We start from the raw sequence: 17,439 nt of genomic DNA, 5'->3' as shown, positions 1-17,439 counted from the left end.
TTCCTCATTATTTTCTTTTTGTTTTTTTATTTGCCGTTTTTATCAATTCATATTCAACTGCATCGGACAAGGCCTGCCATGAGGCGTCTATTATGTTTTCGTCTACCCCGACAGTTCCCCAGCTTTTTGAGGAATCCGAAGATTCTATAAGCACTCTCACTTTTGCCGCGGTATTTGCATCGCTGTTTACCACTCTGACTTTAAAATCTGTAAGAAAAACATCTTTTATAACAGGATAATATTTTACCAAAGCTTTTCTAAGACAATTGTCCAAAGCATTGACCGGTCCTTCCCCTTCGGCTACAGTATGTTCCTCTTTACCTTTTATATCGAGCTTGACCGTGGCTTCTGAAACTATATTTCCGTCTGCATCTTTTTCGACGGACACTCTGTAACTTTTAAGAGAGAAAAAAGGTTTAAACAATTCAATCGTTTTTTTTGTCAGAAGATAAAAAGAACCGTTGGCATCTTCATACTGATAGCCTTTGTTTTCTTTTTCTTTGACTATATTTATTACTTTTTTTATGTTTTCCTCGTCTTCGAGCACTATGGACATCTCCGCGGCTTTGGAAATGACATTACTCTTTCCCGACAAATCGCTTACCAAAATATGTCTCTCGTTTCCCACGAGAGCAGGGTCTATGTGTTCGTAAGTTTTCGAATTTCTTTTGACGGCGGAAACATGCATGCCCGCTTTATGAGCAAAAGCGTTTCTGCCTACGTAAGGTTTGGCGTCGTTCGGTATAAGGTTTGCTATTTCATCGACGTACCTTGAAAGTTCTGTAAGTTTGAAAAGATTTTTTTCAAGAACACATTTGTAGCCTCTTTTTATTTGCAGTCCGGGAATTATCGAACACAAATTCGCATTTCCACATCTTTCCCCAAGTCCGTTTATCGTTCCCTGAACCATTATACATCCCTCTTCAACGGCCGATATAGAGTTAGCCACTGCGCAGCCGGAATCGTTATGCGCATGTATGCCTAGCGGCATTTTTGGGAAAGCCTCTTTTACAGCTTTAACCGCTCCACATATATCCGAAGGAATCATTCCACCGTTGGTATCACATAAACATATCACTGAAGCGCCGGCGTCCCATGCAGTTTTGATTGTCAGCAGCGCATACTCTTTATTGCTTTTGTATCCGTCAAAAAAATGTTCCGCGTCATATATCACTTCTATATTTTTTGATTTCAAAAAAGATACACTTTCAAAAATCATTTTTAAATTTTCTTCATAGGTCGTTTTAAGAGCAACTTTTACGTGTAAGTCCCATGATTTTCCGAAAATACACACCGCTTTCACTCCAGAACTTATGACGGCTTTAAGATTGCAGTCTTCATATACTTTTATATTTTTGCGTCGTGTGGAACTAAAAGCAGTAAGTTTTGAATTTTTTAAAACAAGCTTCTTAGCCTTAGAAAAAAACAGTTCGTCTTTTGGATTCGAACCCGGCCAGCCGCCTTCAATATAATCGACACCAAACCCATCCAGAGCTTTTGTTATTTTTATTTTATCTTCAACGCCGAAAGATATTCCAGCTCCCTGCGAGCCATCTCTTAGTGTAGCATCAAGTATTAAAATTTTTTTCATCATTATTCCCTGAAACTACCATTCTTCGGAAATTACGGCGTCACTGCCGTCGGTGATAAGCCATCTAGGATAATGTGCAGGCAGCTGCATATCCATCGGCCAGAACTGATAAACGATTATATTTTCATTTTCTGAAAAAGCTGCGGCGCTTATAACATTTGCATATTTATTTGAAATGCCAGTTTTTGCTTTTCTAAAATAATTATTCTGTCTGGCATCTACAGTAAGTACCGTACTTTCTTCAACCCAATCGTTGATAATATACCATTCTCCATTTTCAGAATAATATACTCTCTGCGCCGTTATAATCGAAGCTGCAAGAGATCTGCCTTCTGTTATTTTCGATTTAAGGACATAACCTCTGTAAATCGGAAGAGAAACTAACGTTAAAATCCCGATGATGACAATTACGACTATGAGTTCTATAAGAGTAAACCCTTTTATGTTTTTCATTTTTTTGAAAGTTTAAAACCTTTATGCAATTCTTCCACGGCTTTAACCGTATCCGTTTCGTCAACTATACATGAAATTTTTATTTCACTTGTTGAAATCATTTCTATGTTTATGCCTTTTTTTGACAGTATTTCAAACATCTGTGCGGCGACTCCTGGATTGCTCCTCATGCCTATGCCGACTACAGAAACTTTAGCAACGTGCTCATCGCATATGACACTTGATGCTTTAAGTTCCAAAGCTGTCTTGCCAAGCTCTAACTGTGTCTTTTTCATGTCTGCTTTACTTACGGTAAAAGATATGTCATTCTTTTTATCCACTGCTGCGGATTGAATAATCATATCTACGTTTACACCGATTTTTGCAAGACGTCCAAAAATTTTTGCAGCGACACCTGGCATATCTGGCAAATCGATTATCGTAAATTTTACCTGATTTTTATCAAATGTTACTCCGGAAACGAGCAATGCTTCCATCTTTTTCCTCCCGATTTTTTCTTCGCTTGTTATTATTGTTCCTATATTGTCGCTGAATGTGCTTCTGGAATGAATTTCAACGCTGAACTTTTTTGCCACTTCAATGCTTCTGCTCTGGAGAACCTGAGCTCCGGCTCCCGCCATTTCAAGCATTTCTTCATAAGAGATAAAATCTATTTTTCTAGCATTTTTGACAACTCTCGGATCAGCGGTAAACACGCCTTCAACGTCGGAATATATCTCGCACAAGTCGGCATTCAAGGCTGCTGCCAGAGCCACTGCGGTCAAATCTGAACCGCCTCTTCCTAAAGTTGTTATGTCGCCTTTTGGGTTTATAGCCTGAAAACCAGCAACGATTACTATATTGTTTTTGGCAAGATGTATTTTAACTTTTTTAGAGTTAATTTTTTTTATTCGCGCGCGTGAATGATCCGCATCGGCGGAAATCCCAGCCTGAGGTCCTGTCATAGAAATAACATTTTCGCCCATGGAATCCACGGACATGGCAAGAAGCGAAATCGAAACCATTTCTCCTGTGGCAAGAAGCATATCCATTTCTCTCGCCGGAGGATTTGACGTAATTTTATCCGCCATTTCAAGAAGGTCATCCGTGGTGTCTCCGGGGGCAGAAACGACTGCCACAACTTTATTTCCTGCTTTTTTCTTAGCAATGATTTTTCTGGCAACGAGTTTCATTTTATCGGCGTCGGCAACCGACGAACCGCCAAACTTCATCACAACCACTCCCATCTCGCTTCTCCTTTAAATAGATAATATTTAAACATTATATAAAACTTTTTTAAGTTTAGACAACAAATTTTCCGTTACCAAGTTCAACATGCTAAACGAAGCAAAAGAAAGAAGTTAATCCAGCAGTAGAATTTTGGCTTAACAACAGACCAAGGAAATACTTTAACTATCTTACATCACAGGAGGTCTTTAATTCTACTGTTGCATTGATGTGTTGAGCTGGAAAATTCTAAGATGTTTTCAAATGGAGACGTAACAAAGTTAAAATAACATTATATTTTTGGTAGACAAAAGCTTTTTAAAATGATAATAAAAATAAGATTTATGCGACTTATGTAATTTCAACCTGTTTTTTAGCCGTCTAATATTAAATTGAGATAGATAAAAAATGATTTTCTCCAACAGCCAACAGCCAACAGCCTAAGAAAGCTTTCATTAAAAGCAATACTTTAAGCCTGATAATATTATTTATAATTTACTTGACACTGCTTTCGTTTAGGGTCTATTGGTTTTGCCAAAAAGAATCTCTGCATGTTGATGAAGTTGCAAGTATTACAGTCTGCAATCATAACTCTCGTATTAATGAGTTACTGCCAAAAGATAGAGAAATGTCTGGAAAAGAAATAAAAGAAAGATGCTTTTTTGACGACGATACGCTAAAAGACGTTTTAAATGACATAAAAAACTTATGGCTTAAAAATACAGACAGCCCCCACACTAATTTTTATTATTCTTTGTTAAGAATTGCTTTTACAGGACTTAAAACATATGATATGAAAACGATAATTGCCCGGTCGGCAATTTTAAATCTTATTTTATTTTCAATATCGTTTTTAGCGTTTTATTTTCTGGCAATGCTTTTATTTGGCAGAAATAAGGCATTGTCTTATGCCGCATGTTTTCTGGCGTTTATTTCAAGTGGAACAATTTCAAATACTATTTTTATCCGTCCGTACCAATTGCAAGAAACATTTTTTATCATTTTTGCTTTCTGTGTTTTTAGATTTTTGCATAACCCGAGATTATTGTTTAAAAGTGGCAATATCTTTAAAGATGTTAAATTCTGCTTTGCAGCAAGTTTAATTCTTGCATTGACTTTGCTTACCCACTATTACTCAATTATATTTGTCACGCTGCTCTTAATATATTTTATTTGCTGCAATTATAAACTTCATTTAGGCAGAAATTTAATTGTATATTTCGGGATTATACTGTTGTCTTTAATTTTTTTAAAATTGTTTTATCTTCAGTATTTTCAAGGCTTTTCTTCATATCGAGGCAAAGAGATGATTGCAGCAGCCGGCAATGCTAATTTCCTTTCAAATATTGGTTTTGTTTTTAATAAAACTTGTGAAATTTTGCATGAATATTATTTTTCCACATCTGTCATAATAGTTTTATTATCTATAATAAGCGTTTATTTCTTAAAACTCGGAACAAAAATAATTGTTTCGCCAAATCAAATGGCTGTTTCTCTTTGCGCTTTTTTATTTCTCGGGGTATTACTGTATGCACCGTATAAAACAGTGCGTTACATTATGTCTGTCTTTCCGCTTTTTTCAATAATTATCGCCGCGTTTATAGTAAACATACAAAATAAGAAAATTTTTTATGCCGGCATTGCGGCAATATGTTTGGCTTTTAGCCTCAATTCAGTTAATGCTGATAAAATAGACGCCCTTTTTAAAGGCAAGGCTGCAAAATTTGAGTTTTTAAAAGAGGCACAAATTCCAGTTGTAATAATTTTAGAGAAAACTTGGAAAGCCGAAGAGATTATTCCACACTTTTTAGATGAGCAGAAATATTTTTTTACGCATAATATAGATAATATTCCACAAAAGTATTCGGAGTTTTATGTTTTAGTGGAAAGAGCTATAGAAGAAAAAGTGGATTTGTCAAAATATAGAACGCAGGAACTTACTAATAGCTGGTATTATACGCAAGAAAAAGTGTATGTGCAGAAAGGCATAGTTAAGATGGACAAGCAGCCAGCGCATTAGCAGCTTGAATCTGCTTTTTTTCAAACATTTTTAAACGAAAATTTTATTGTTTAGGCATGTCTTGGCAAAAATTGGCAGCTTACGTACATATAAGCTGTTGCTTTAACGGGCTTTATATTTTTGTAACGCCTTTTATGTCAAAATCCAATATGTACGACTTTACCGCCACGCTTTCTTTTTTCCAGACTTTTATCATGGTTTTTTCTATTTTCCCGCAGTCTTTTCCGCCGCAAAAAGCTGCTATTGAAGGTCCTGATCCCGACAAAAATGCCCCGTATGCGCCGCTATCCATTGCCGATTTTATGACTGCGTTCATTGCAGGAATCATTTTTCCTCTGTAAGGCTGATGCAGTTTGTCCTGCATGCCGATGCGCAGCAGCTTATAATTTCCTGTGCAAAAAGCGGCAGTAAGCATTGCCACTCTTGACGCATTGAAAACCACATCTTGCAAATCTATCTGTTTAGGCAAAATCTGTCTTGAACGTTTTGTTCTAAGCTCAAAGGAAGGTACGCATAATACGACCTTTGCTTTTGGTATGGGAAGAGCCATAACATCGCTGAGTCCTTCTTCGTTTTTGTAGCAGACACAAAGACCACCGTAAACGGCCGGAGCTATATTATCGGGATGTCCTTCTATTTTCATGCCAAGCCGTGCAATTTGTAGTTTATCGAGTTTATCTCCGCACAAAACGTTTGCCAAGGCAATACCGCCTATTATTGCCGATGCGCTTGAACCCAGCCCACCGCTGAGCGGTATGCTGGTTTTTATGGCGATATTTAAATTTCTCAAATTATATTTATCGCATTTGAGAAATTTAAAGGTTTCCGACATAGCTTTCCAGAGAAGATTTTTATCACCTTTTGGAAGAACCTTTTTCCCGTCTCCTTTCAGTTCAAATTTTGTCCTATTGGCATTGGGAACATATTCTGCTTCAAACTCGTTGTACAAAGATAAAGCGGCTCCGAAAATGTCAAAACCCGGACCTAAATTTGCCGTAGTAGCAGGCACGCGCATTTTTACTTTCATTTTTTTTATTCCTTAACTCTATTTTGTGTAAAATTATATCAATTTGGATAAAAGGTTTTATTTTAATACTTCCAGTGAATCAACATTTTTCTTTAAAATTTTTCCGACTTTATCCCATTGCGATACGAGGGCCGTGCCTGTTACGAGATATACGTAACCTTTTGAAAAAATGGCTTTAGCATAAAAATGCAAATCTTTTCCACCCATCGATGCAGTGTACTCAAAAGTTGCAAATTTTTCGTTTTGTTTTTTTTCTATAAGCCTCATACCGAAATCTTCAAACTGCTCAATGGACAGCTTCACATATTCGTCTGCTGTAGCGGCAAATCTTTGCTTTTGTACGTTGACGTTAGGCGTAAAAGTCACGTCGCCCGGCAAAAACATGATAATGGCCTGAAAATTTTCAGGTGTTTCTTTTTCAGAAAATGTAAGTTTGTCTATTGAAAAACCGTAATTGTCAAAAACAAGTTTGTCAGCTGCATAAAGATGCAGCGCCGAAATCAAAAAAAATAAAACTGCAAATAAAATTCTCATCTCTGCTCTCCCTGTATTAAATTTATTACGCGCTGAGCGTAATTTTGATTTATTCGTCCCTCATGGCACAAAATTCTCCGCACATCGTGCAGACGTCTTCCTGCTGTGGAGGAAGTTTTGCTCTTTCGCTTGCAAGTTTTTGTGGATCTATACAGAACTCTTTTTGTTTATTCCAATCTCTTGCTTTACGCCATTTTGACATTTCGTTATCTTGTTCTTTGGCACCTTTTACACCTTTTACTATATCAGCGGCATGTCCGGCTATTCTTGCGGCCATAACGCCCTCGCGAACGTCCGAAACGTCAGGCAGCCTTATATGTTCAGCAGGCGTAACATAACATATGAAATCGACTCCGTAAGAAGCAGCTAAAGCTCCGCCTATAGCGGAAGTTATATGATCGTATCCCGGCGCTATGTCTGTTACAAGAGGTCCCAAAAAATATAAAGGGGCATCATGCCCAAGCCTTTTTGCAAGCCGCACGTTTGCTTCTATCTGGTCTATCGGAACATGGCCGGGACCTTCTATCATTGCCTGAACTCCAGCTTTTCTCGCCTTTAAGACAAGATCGCCTAAAACGGCAAGTTCGCCAAGCTGTACGGCATCGGAAGCGTCGAACATTGCACCCGGACGAAAACCGTCTCCTAACGATAAAGTAACATCATATTTTTTTGCTATTTCCAGAAGTTTGTCATAACGCTCGTAGAGCGGATTTTCTTTTCCAGTAGCGTTTATGCCTTTAACCAAAAAAGAGCCGCCGCGGCTGACAACTCCGGCAAGACGTCCCTGCCTGTTTAGAATTTCAACTATGGATTTAGTTATTCCGCAGTGAACAGTAATAAAATCTACACCTTGTTCACATTGTTCTTCTATGACTTCAAAAAGTTCACCGCCGTCAATTTCCGATATTTTTCTACCTTTTGCTACCGTTCTGCAAGCTGCTTCGTAAATCGGAACCGTACCGACTTGAACAGGTGAGGCGTTAAGAATTTCTTTCCTTATTTTTGTGAGGTCGCCTCCGGTAGACAAATCCATAACTGCGTCCACGCCCGCCGCGATTGCAACATTGAGCTTTTCCAATTCCTCATCAAGAGATATATGGTCGGGCGACGTGCCGAGATTGGCGTTAACTTTTGTTTTTAACCCTTTTCCTATGGCAACGATTCTTTTAAGTTTTCTGTTAGCGTTTTTTGGAATAACTATCGTGCCGTTTGCGGCGCCTTCAGCTATAAATTCTTCGCTCAGACATTCCGCTTTAGCGGCCTCTTTTATCAAATTATTAGTTTTTTTGTTTTGAGCGTCAATCATTAATGTCATTTTTTATGTCCTCTTGCAGCGTATTTTTGATATTTACTTTTAGGTTTATCTGGAATTGCGCTCAACAGTTTGCCGTCTTTATTATATAAGCCTAAATATTTTTGTTATAACTTCCATTAATTTTATTATTTCAGTTTATTCCATATAAAAAAAGATCTGTCAAATGTTCGGTACAAACTTCATAGTTTTTTGATTATTATACGGACTTTTGAACGTTAAAATAATAGCATTTTGCGAAAATTTATTAAACATTACCATGAGGTAGAAATGCAGTTAAAAAATTGAAAACAAAGGGGGAAAAATAAAAATTACTTATATTATATGTTATCAGCGGGTAACCGTTTCTTTACCACGTTTTTGAAGTACGGTAAGAGAATTTAAAGCCAACCGCAAATATTTTATGCCTTTTTCATCATACTCTTCCACAACTCCTACGACTTCAACCCAATCGTTTTGGTTAGGATACTGTTTATTCCAATACACTTCAAAACCGGCGGTTGCGTCAAAGATACAGCAACCTGGTCCATATCTTATGACAAAATAACGTTTTTTGCCATTTATATCGGATTCATATACGTTAAAAATTCCCTCGTACTTAACGGTCTTACCTATATAATCTTGCGCGTTTAAATATATTTCGTTTGTCTGAGCTATGAAAAATCTTTCTTTTATCTCTATTATTACTTCTTTGCCGGCAATTGCCATATTAACTGAAGAACTATAAAAAAAAGCTGCGGCAAAAAATACCGTAAAAAGTGTCAAAATTTTCATATTTTTCCTCTTTTAAAAAATACTTTCAATCTTGCACTGCCGCGGGCAAAACCTATAAAAGAAAACAATATAAAAGCCACAATATTTATTATGACAACGCTTGCTCCAGCAGGCGTTGCATAAAGATATGAGCATATAATTCCGGCAATGAAACATATAACAGAAGTAAAAGCTGAACATATTGTCACACTTTTAAACGTTTTAAATACGCGCATAGCGGTAAGAGATGGAAAAATAATAAGACTTGAAATCAGAAGCGCTCCCATCATTCTCATGCCGAGTGCAATGGTAATTGCCGTCAGAAAAGCTATTAACATATTGTAAATGCCCGCCTTAACGCCGATGGCACGTGCGAAAGTTTCGTCAAAAGTCACGGCAAATATTTTATTGTAGAATGCGATAAATAAAACAAGTGAACAGACAGACAAAGCCACGCTTAAATTCACGTCGCTTTTGCTCATGGCAAGAATGCTGCCGAACATGTAATTGCAAACATCGGTATTCATTCCCGTAGTCAGTGAAACTACCGCCACGCCGATTGCAAGAGAACTTGTAGAAATAAGCGCAATTGCGGCATCTCCTTTAATTTTTGCATTTTCACTTATGTACAGCAAAATAAAAGCCGCAGCCACCACTGCAGGAATCGCAATGCTTAACGGAGCGGCGTTTAATGCGGCCGCAACAGCAAGTGCTCCGAAACCTACATGTGAAAGCCCGTCGCCTATCATAGAGTATCGTTTCAAAACAAGGCTTACTCCAAGTAACGAAGAACAAAGCGAAATAAGCAGCCCGACTATCATTGCGCGGACAAGAAAAGCATATGAAAACATTTCACTTAAAATATCAATCATATATTTTTCCTCCAATAAAATCCGCCGCGGCCGGCGATTTTACATATTCCTGAATTTTCCCAAAAAAAGCCTGAACATTTTGACAGTTTAAATTTTGTAAAGCCTGACATTTTTTTAAATGTAGAATATGGCTCGCATATTTTAGCACCTCGCTTATATCATGCGATACCATTATGATTGCGATTTTTCTGCTGCGGTTCAACATTTTTATTAAATCGTACATTTCCTGAGTGACAACAGCATCAAGTCCGCAAGCCGGTTCATCTAGCAATAAAAGTTTGCCGTCGGTACACAGCGCACGGGCCAGCAGTACTCTGCGCTGCTGGCCCCCTGACAGTTGTGCATAACATTTATCACGCAAATCAAAAATATCCAGCCGTTTCATATTTTCCAGTGCCACTTCTTTATCTTTATGCGAATAAAATGGCAAAAACCCGCACAATCCAAGCCGTCCTGAAACTACGACTTCATATGCGCTGGCCGGGAAATCTTTTTGCGCTGCCATCTGTTGCGGCAGATAGCCCGTCTGGTTTCGGTAAAGCTCTTTTGAAAACGACACACTGCCGATGTCAGCTTTTTTAAGTCCGAGCAGTCCTTTGATAAGTGTACTTTTTCCAGAACCATTTTTGCCAATGATGCACAAATAATCGCCGGCGTTTACTTCAAAATTAATTCCGCCGACTATGCTATTTCCTTCATATCCGAAAGAAACATTTTTACAAACTATAAGAGACATTTTATTCCAGCGCCTCCTTGAGATTTAAAACATTTTGTTTCATCAAATCTAGATATGTCGTTCCTTTTTCAAAATCCACTTTTGAAATATTGTGTGCGCTGTGCAAAAGCATACTTTTTGCTCCAGTCGCTTCTAAAATGGCATTTGCCATTTTCTCGTTTGAAAGTTCTATGTGAAATACTACGGGGATCTTTTCAGCTTTTATTTTATCTATAAGAAATTTTATAGTAGCCGCACTTGCTTCAGTTTCAGTTGAACATCCCGGAAAAGCTGCAAAATATTGAAGCCCATAAGCCTCTGTGAAATATCTGAAAGGAAATCTATCGGCAAAAACTATTGTTTTACGTTTTGCTTTATTTACGACATTTTGGAATTCGCCGTCAAGTAAATCCAGTTCACTGATATATTTTTCAGCGTTTTGATTGTAGTAAGCGGCGTTTGCTGGATCTGCTTCAGAAAGTGCACTTGCTATTTTTTGAACTATGAGTTTCACGTTTTTTGGGGAAGTCCACACGTGTTCATCATATTCAGCTTCTTCTTCTCCGCCTTCTTCTTTTTCTTCCTCTTCCTGCATGCCTTCGACTATTTCTTCTTCAAACTTATCTACGCAGTCAATAAGCGTGATGATTTTCATTTTGCTTGTATCTATGGACTCTAAAATTCCGCTGACCCATTCGTCTGATTCACCGCCGACATATATAAAAACGCTGCTGTTTTGAATTTTGATAATATCTTTAGGAGAAGGCTCAAAAGAATGGCTTTCGGAGGCCGGCGGCAAAAGCATACTTACGTTTGCTTTATCGCCCGCTATTTGACGCGCAAAATCATAAGGAGCAAAAATAACCGTTGTGACATTGATTTTGTCAGAATTGACATTTTTATCAGAATTCTTTTTACAGCTGAACAAACCTGTGCCAAGCATAAAAAGTACGGCACAAAAAAGTATAAAATATTTCATGATTATCTCCGTATTAAAATAAAAATTTGTAAACGGCATAAAAATACCATTTGAAAAAACAAAAATTACGGAGATTTTTTCAATCGTTTAATCTGACTTTTAAAGTGACAGGAGTATGAAAGATTTGTTGAAAAGAAATGTGTTTTAAAATGTATGGAGCAAAAAATAGGCAGGCAAAAATAAATGCACAAATGACTGAAGGCTGGTGAAACTGTTTAAAAACATTTGCCGTCGCGGTCAAAATATATTCGCATGCGGCACAGCTGCCGTTATGTCCGTCAGTGTCATGTTCATGATTGGAATGAATTACGATAAAGGCTGTCGAAAATATGAAAAAAACAAATAAAAAGATGCCGAAAAAAGCCGCAAATATACCAGCCTGTGTCCGCGGTTTATCCGACATTTTTAAAAAGATTCCATTAAACATTTTTTCACCTTAACAAATTCTGCTCTATAATAAGATTCTGATTCAACTTTCCTGACATTTGACACTGTGCAGGAAATCGTATATGGCAGTTTTTTGTTTATTATGAAATTTTATCCAAAAAATTTTTTATATTTTAAATAAACAGATTTTTCACAGTCGTATATGGCATATCTTTGTCTTTTAAATAAATGGGACGCTTCGGGAAATATCGTTTTTGAATACTCTTCAAGCACTCTTAAAGATTCCTGCGCTCTTTTAAAATTTGCGATTATTATTGCGGACAGTTTTTTTTTAACAGTTTCGGGCATAACTCTTCCGTAATCCGTAATTGTGTCGCGTTCAATTATCAAACCGCCGTAATCATTTCTTAAAATTTTATCGGCATTATGGCGTATTAGTCGTATTTTTTTATATAAAACCGCGTCGTTTAATGCATACCGCAAAGTATCTTCAACAACTCTTAACCCCTCACGGCAGCGATTCAAATTTGCATCAATTATTCTTAAAGAAGAATTCTGTTCTTTTTTCATTTTTTTAAAGCGGAAACTTAGAAGTTGAGAAACGGCATAGAACCTGAAATCGCTTAAGCAAGCATATCAAAAAAAATTTTCCCAAATATGTCATCCTGCAAAAACGAACTCCCGATGTAAGTCGGTCACTTGCAGGTTCTCTGCATTTGCCCAATTTCTGCTTTTACGACTTTTACTTTGCCAATTTTCTGCCGTTATGATAAGTTTCATCTTTTAATCTTGCGGCTTGCCTCCATACCTTTTCACTATTAAATTAATTAAATTTGTAGTTGATTTACCTTTGACAAGAGGGTAACGGTACACTTTTTTAGCGTACTCTCTGCCTGCAATATTTTCAAGTTTATAGTCCCCGCCTTTTACCAAAATGTCAGGCTTAAGTTTGTTCAAAATTTCTTTCGGAGTGTCTTCGCTGAAAACTACTACATAATCTACCGGCTTTAACGCAAGCAGCAGTTTTGCTCTGTCTTTTTCGCATACCAGCGGCCTTTTAGATCCTTTAAGTTTTGCAAGAGATTTGTCGGAATTTATAGCGACAATTAAAACGTCTCCCAAAGTTTTAGCTTTTTCAAAAAGACTTGTATGTCCCAAATGCACCAAATCGAAACAGCCATTTGTAAAAACGATTTTTTTACCCTGTTTTTTAAGTTCTGCAGCTTCTTTTCGAATTTCTTCTACTGTATGTGCGCGTTTTATAATTTTTGCTTTTTTTTTCATTTTCAACCTTATTTTTTATATACAAAAACTTTTTCTTCCACCAGTTTTGCAATTATATGTATCAATAGTATATGACATTCCTGAGATCTTGCAGTAACTTTTGATGGCGCACAGTAACATAAATCGCACATAGATTTCATCTTTCCACCGTTTTCATTGGTCATGCCTATCGTAAATATCTTCATTTTTTTTGCCGACTCTACGGCTTTTATGACATTCGGCGAATTTCCGCTGGTTGAAATAGCGATAAAAATATCTCCCGGTGCAGCGAAAGCTTCAAGCTGTCTTGAAAAAACCTGGTCATATCCGAAATCGTTTCCGATTGCAGTTATAGTGGAAACATTTTCAGACAAAGCGATTGATGCTATAGCAGCCCTGTTTTTTTCAAACCTGCACACCATTTCAGCTGCAAAATGAAGAGCGTCTGAAGCTGATCCGCCATTACCGCAGATTATGGTTTTTTTATTGTTTTTATAAGCTTCGACAATTTTATCCGACACAGCCCGAATATAATCTACATGCTTCAAATCGAGCATTTTTTGTTTTGTTTCAATGCTTTCGGAGATAAGTTTTTGAATAATTTCTTTTGTTCTCATTTTTTCTTTTCAACGATAAAAAATATTAAAGCCCTCTTGACATACAAAGCGGGCTTTTTTTAAATTATGCAATAATTAAAACATACCGCCATTTTTCACCTGCCAAAAATATATTTCGGCAGAAAATCAGTTGCCACTCCGCCTTTACGAAACTTCTCGTTTGCCATAATTTTATAATGAAGCGTCGAAGTATTTTTTATCCCTTCGATTTCAACTTCTTTCAATGCTCTTTGCATCCTCATAATCGCTTCTTCCCTGTCCGCTCCCTGTGCTATGATTTTTGCTATAAGACTGTCATAAAATGGAGGTATCGTATAACCTGAATAAACATGCGTATCCAACCTTATTCCGGGACCGCCAGGAAGATAAAGCCTTCCTATAGTACCGGGAGAAGGTATAAAATCTTTATCTGGATCTTCCGCATTTATTCTGCACTCTATGGCATGCCCCAATATTTTTACTTTTTCCGAATTGAAAGAAAGTTTTTCTCCTGCTGCAAGTTTTATCTGCTCTTTGACAATATCTATTGCGGTTATCATTTCTGTTACGGGATGTTCAACCTGTATTCTTGTATTCATTTCCATAAAATAAAAGTTTTTCTTTTTATCTACAAGAAATTCGACCGTGCCGACTGTAATATAATTGACGGCAGCGGCTGCATTTTTAGCGGCTTTGCCCATTTTTTTTCTTAAAACGTCATCGACAAAAGGAGAAGGACTTTCTTCAACCAATTTTTGATGTCTTCTTTGAATCGAACAATCTCTTTCCGGCAAATAGCATACCTTTCCATAAGAATCGCCCAAAATCTGAAATTCTATGTGATGAGGCTCTTCAATATATTTTTCCATATAAACGTCGGGATTGCCGAACGCTCTTTTTGCTTCTTCCTGAGCCATAATTATGGAATTTTTCAAAGTTTCTTCTGAGACGACTATTCTCATACCTTTTCCACCACCGCCGGCAGTCGCTTTTATGATTACGGGATAACCTATTTTTTTGGCAAGCGCTGCAACTTTGGGGTCGTCTGCATTTACAGGAACGCCTGAACCTGGAACAACTGGAACGCCGGCTTTTTTCATAAGATCAATCGCGGCAATTTTATCGCCCATTTTTTCAATGGACTCTTTTTTAGGACCTACAAATTTTATTCCACACGCTTCACAGACTTCAGCAAAATAAGTATTTTCAGCAAGAAATCCATATCCCGGATGTATGGCGTCCGCTCCTGAAATTTCCGCAGCGGCAATGATGCTCGGGATATTAAGATAACTTTCCGATGAAGAGGCGGGCCCTATGCATATGGACTGGTCGGCAAGTTTTACATGCATATTTTCTTTATCTGCTTCAGAATGTATCGCTACCGTTTTAACGCCGAGTTCCCTACACGCTCTTATTATTCTGCAAGCGATTTCGCCTCTGTTCGCTATCAAAACTTTCTTGAACATCAATTATCTCCTGAGAAAAAATTTTCCCAAATTCTAAATTTATTTGCTCGTATCTATAAGAAACAATTCCTGCCCGTATTCGATCGACTGACCATTTAAAACGCTGATTTTTACTATTTTCCCGCTTAGGTGCGAGTTGACATCTTTTATAATTTTCATCGCTTCAATCTGGCCGATTTTTTGTCCCGGCTTTACGCTGTCACCTTCCATGACAAACGGCGGTTTGTCGTTGTTTTGAGCACTTGCAAAAGTTCCCACCATAGTCGATTTGATAGCTGTTATGGTTGATTTCGGCACAGTAGGTTTTTCTTTTAGCGGCTCCTCTTTTATTTTTACAGCAGCCGCCGGCATGATCGCTTCGATATAATTCTTTTTAAAATATAAAGAATTTTCACCGCTTTCAAAGTGCATTTCTTCGATGTCTGTATCATGTATAGACTTTAAAAAATCTTTAATTTCATTCGGATTCATATCCACCTCTTATTTGAACTCTACTCATTTATACTCTTTCTACGTATTCTCCGGTTCTTGTATCCACTTTAATTTTATCGCCTTCTTTGATAAATAAAGGAACCCTGATATCCGCGCCAGTTTCAAGTTTTGCCATCTTTGTCATATTGGAAACCGAATCGCCTTTAATTCCAGGTTCCGCTTCAGAAATTGTCATTTCTATAATCAAAGGAAGCTCCATGCCGATAAGTTCATTTTCAAGATATACAGCTTCAACTTCAAGATTTTCTTTAAGATAGTTTACCATTTCTCCGATAAACTCAGGTGCGACGCTTACTTGTTCGTAAGAGTTCATGTCCATAAAATTAAACTTTTCGCCTTCTTTATAAAGGAACTGCTTTTTCTGCCTTGTAACGCTTAAAGATTCAAACTTTTCGCCGGATTTGAAAGTGCGTTCTATTGTGCCGCCTTTTTTAAGATGTCTGAGCTTTACGCGCATTACGGCGCCGCCTTTTCCGGGCTTATGATTTTGAAACCATGTAATCTGATAAGGCTCTCCATCAACCAAAATATTGAGTCCGTTTCTAAAATCAGATGTTGAAATCATTTTATCTCCCTAAATTTTACATTTTTTATTCATAAGCAGCGGAAGTTAAAATTTCGCAGCCTTTATCAGTTATAAGTACCGTATCTTCTATTCTTACACCGAAGTCATCATTTAAATATATACCCGGCTCTATGGTAACGGCCATATTCCGTAAAAAAATACCTTCTGCATCTGACGAAAGCGAAGGCATCTCATGTATCTCTATTCCTACTCCATGTCCGGTCATATGAATAAAATTGTCTTTATATCCTGCCATATCTATAACGGCTCTTGCCGTTTTATCTGCCCAAGACAGTGGCAGTCCTGCTTTTATTTTTTTCAAAACAGCGCTTTGGGATTGTTTTACCGTATCCCAAATCTTTCTGAATTTATCGTTAATTTTACCTAAATAGTAAGTACGTGTCAAATCGGAACAATACCCGTTATACATGCAGCCTATATCCAGCATTATTGTATCATTTTTCTTAATTTTATAATTAGAACTTGCATGATGCGGATTTGCCGAATTTTTACCCGCCGCCACAATCGGTGTAAAACTTTCTTTAACTTTATTTTTAGCAAACAATTCCAATATTTTATAATGTACGTCAAGCTCCATAATGCCGGGTTTAAGTTTGCTTTTTACAGTTTCGCACACTTGTGAAACTATACGGCAAGCCTCTTTCAAATTTTTTATTTCATTTTCAGATTTAACCGCGCGCAATTTATCTAGAATACCGGATTTTATTTCAATTCTTATATCGTTTTTAGAAAAGTCTGTCTTTAAAGTTAAATACCCGGATGTGCTGATGTATCTGGAGTCAGTCAAAACTAAATTCTCTTTATGCTCTTTAATTATTTCCGCAGCTTTTTGTGCGAAAGGAACACATATATATATATGTATATTTTGTCCGGTAAAAAACTCTCTTACTTGATTTTCAATCATTTTTGAAGCGATTAGACATATTTTGCCTTTCAGCGTCAAAATCCAAAAACCTCCAAAATTTGCACCAGTAAGATAAAAAGTTTCCAGTGTATTCGTAAAAAGCAGCGATTTCTTATAAAATTGTTTTTTTAGTATTTTTACTTTTTCAAACATTATATACTTCCATGTCCAAACGTAATTTATTTTGTAAACGTGCAAAATAAAAAATATATTTTCTACTTGACAATTATATAATTATTTTATTAAATAACAAAACGATTACAAATATGTAATCTAAAAATAA

Annotated in this window: 19 protein-coding genes; 1 reads left to right on the top strand and 18 read right to left on the bottom strand. The window is 37.0% G+C overall.

All coding sequences use genetic code 11. From position 1 onward, the window contains the following. Nucleotides 1–7: 7 nt before the first annotated feature. The 3 genes from cimA to LBD46_00945 are packed head-to-tail and all read right to left on the bottom strand — an operon-like array spanning nucleotide 8 to nucleotide 3,270. A complete protein-coding gene (gene cimA, locus LBD46_00955) occupies nucleotides 8–1,591 on the bottom strand; it encodes a citramalate synthase (GenBank protein MDR2425748.1) in 1,584 nt (527 codons plus the stop codon). 15 nt (nucleotides 1,592–1,606) lie between these two features. Continuing rightward, entirely contained in the window at nucleotides 1,607–2,044 is a 438-nt protein-coding gene (locus LBD46_00950) for a prepilin-type N-terminal cleavage/methylation domain-containing protein (protein MDR2425747.1), read from the bottom strand. Further along, nucleotides 2,041–3,270, bottom strand: coding sequence for an aspartate kinase (locus LBD46_00945; protein ID MDR2425746.1), 1,230 nt, complete (start codon nucleotides 3,268–3,270; stop codon nucleotides 2,041–2,043). The genes LBD46_00950 and LBD46_00945 overlap by 4 nt, the downstream gene beginning before the upstream one ends. 608 nt (nucleotides 3,271–3,878) lie before the next feature. On the opposite strand from LBD46_00945, the gene LBD46_00940 reads away from it, so the two are divergent. Next, a complete protein-coding gene (locus tag LBD46_00940; protein MDR2425745.1) occupies nucleotides 3,879–5,270 on the top strand; it encodes a hypothetical protein in 1,392 nt (463 codons plus the stop codon). A gap of 112 nt (nucleotides 5,271–5,382) precedes the next feature. Here the strand turns inward: LBD46_00940 and thrB are convergent, their stop codons facing one another. The 15 genes from thrB to LBD46_00865 all read right to left on the bottom strand — a co-directional run bounded on the left by thrB (nucleotide 5,383) and on the right by LBD46_00865 (nucleotide 17,309). Further along, a complete protein-coding gene (thrB, locus tag LBD46_00935; GenBank protein ID MDR2425744.1) occupies nucleotides 5,383–6,297 on the bottom strand; it encodes a homoserine kinase in 915 nt (304 codons plus the stop codon). 57 nt (nucleotides 6,298–6,354) lie between these two features. Continuing rightward, a complete protein-coding gene (locus LBD46_00930; GenBank protein MDR2425743.1) occupies nucleotides 6,355–6,831 on the bottom strand; it encodes a hypothetical protein in 477 nt (158 codons plus the stop codon). Between the two features lie 49 nt (nucleotides 6,832–6,880). Continuing rightward, nucleotides 6,881–8,146: a phosphomethylpyrimidine synthase ThiC gene (gene thiC, locus LBD46_00925; protein MDR2425742.1), complete on the bottom strand. Its 1,266-nt coding sequence runs from the start codon at nucleotides 8,144–8,146 to the stop codon at nucleotides 6,881–6,883. A 327-nt stretch (nucleotides 8,147–8,473) separates the two neighbouring features. Next, nucleotides 8,474–8,917: a hypothetical protein gene (locus LBD46_00920; protein ID MDR2425741.1), complete on the bottom strand. Its 444-nt coding sequence runs from the start codon at nucleotides 8,915–8,917 to the stop codon at nucleotides 8,474–8,476. Next, entirely contained in the window at nucleotides 8,914–9,768 is an 855-nt protein-coding gene (locus LBD46_00915; GenBank protein ID MDR2425740.1) for a metal ABC transporter permease, read from the bottom strand. Before LBD46_00915 ends, LBD46_00920 begins: the two co-directional genes overlap by 4 nt. Continuing rightward, nucleotides 9,761–10,504 (bottom strand): ABC transporter ATP-binding protein, encoded by a 744-nt coding sequence (locus LBD46_00910; GenBank protein MDR2425739.1) that lies wholly within the window; start codon nucleotides 10,502–10,504, stop codon nucleotides 9,761–9,763. The genes LBD46_00915 and LBD46_00910 overlap by 8 nt, the downstream gene beginning before the upstream one ends. A 1-nt stretch (nucleotide 10,505) precedes the next feature. Then, nucleotides 10,506–11,462 carry a metal ABC transporter substrate-binding protein gene (locus tag LBD46_00905; protein ID MDR2425738.1) on the bottom strand — a complete coding sequence of 319 codons (957 nt, stop codon included), beginning with the start codon at nucleotides 11,460–11,462 and terminating at the stop codon, nucleotides 10,506–10,508. Between the two features lie 79 nt (nucleotides 11,463–11,541). After that, complete coding sequence (locus tag LBD46_00900) at nucleotides 11,542–11,889, bottom strand: hypothetical protein (protein MDR2425737.1); 348 nt, start codon at nucleotides 11,887–11,889, stop codon at nucleotides 11,542–11,544. Between the two features lie 110 nt (nucleotides 11,890–11,999). Next, the gene (locus tag LBD46_00895; GenBank protein MDR2425736.1) at nucleotides 12,000–12,419 is read right to left on the bottom strand and encodes a hypothetical protein; all 420 of its coding nucleotides are present in this window, start codon (nucleotides 12,417–12,419) and stop codon (nucleotides 12,000–12,002) included. A 213-nt stretch (nucleotides 12,420–12,632) separates the two neighbouring features. Further along, complete coding sequence (locus tag LBD46_00890; GenBank protein ID MDR2425735.1) at nucleotides 12,633–13,133, bottom strand: adenylyltransferase/cytidyltransferase family protein; 501 nt, start codon at nucleotides 13,131–13,133, stop codon at nucleotides 12,633–12,635. 8 nt (nucleotides 13,134–13,141) lie between these two features. Next, entirely contained in the window at nucleotides 13,142–13,729 is a 588-nt protein-coding gene (locus LBD46_00885) for an SIS domain-containing protein (protein MDR2425734.1), read from the bottom strand. Between the two features lie 95 nt (nucleotides 13,730–13,824). Beyond that, nucleotides 13,825–15,174, bottom strand: coding sequence for an acetyl-CoA carboxylase biotin carboxylase subunit (accC, locus tag LBD46_00880; GenBank protein ID MDR2425733.1), 1,350 nt, complete (start codon nucleotides 15,172–15,174; stop codon nucleotides 13,825–13,827). 39 nt (nucleotides 15,175–15,213) lie between these two features. Further along, nucleotides 15,214–15,645: a hypothetical protein gene (locus tag LBD46_00875; protein ID MDR2425732.1), complete on the bottom strand. Its 432-nt coding sequence runs from the start codon at nucleotides 15,643–15,645 to the stop codon at nucleotides 15,214–15,216. A gap of 28 nt (nucleotides 15,646–15,673) precedes the next feature. After that, nucleotides 15,674–16,231, bottom strand: coding sequence for an elongation factor P (efp, locus tag LBD46_00870; GenBank protein ID MDR2425731.1), 558 nt, complete (start codon nucleotides 16,229–16,231; stop codon nucleotides 15,674–15,676). Between the two features lie 25 nt (nucleotides 16,232–16,256). Continuing rightward, nucleotides 16,257–17,309, bottom strand: coding sequence for an aminopeptidase P family protein (locus LBD46_00865; protein MDR2425730.1), 1,053 nt, complete (start codon nucleotides 17,307–17,309; stop codon nucleotides 16,257–16,259). Nucleotides 17,310–17,439 lie beyond the last annotated feature (130 nt).

It is taken from the genome of Candidatus Endomicrobium procryptotermitis, assembly GCA_031279415.1.
Lineage (GTDB): Bacteria > Elusimicrobiota > Endomicrobiia > Endomicrobiales > Endomicrobiaceae > Endomicrobium_B > Endomicrobium_B procryptotermitis.
This window is presented reverse-complemented; position numbering and strand designations above follow the sequence as displayed.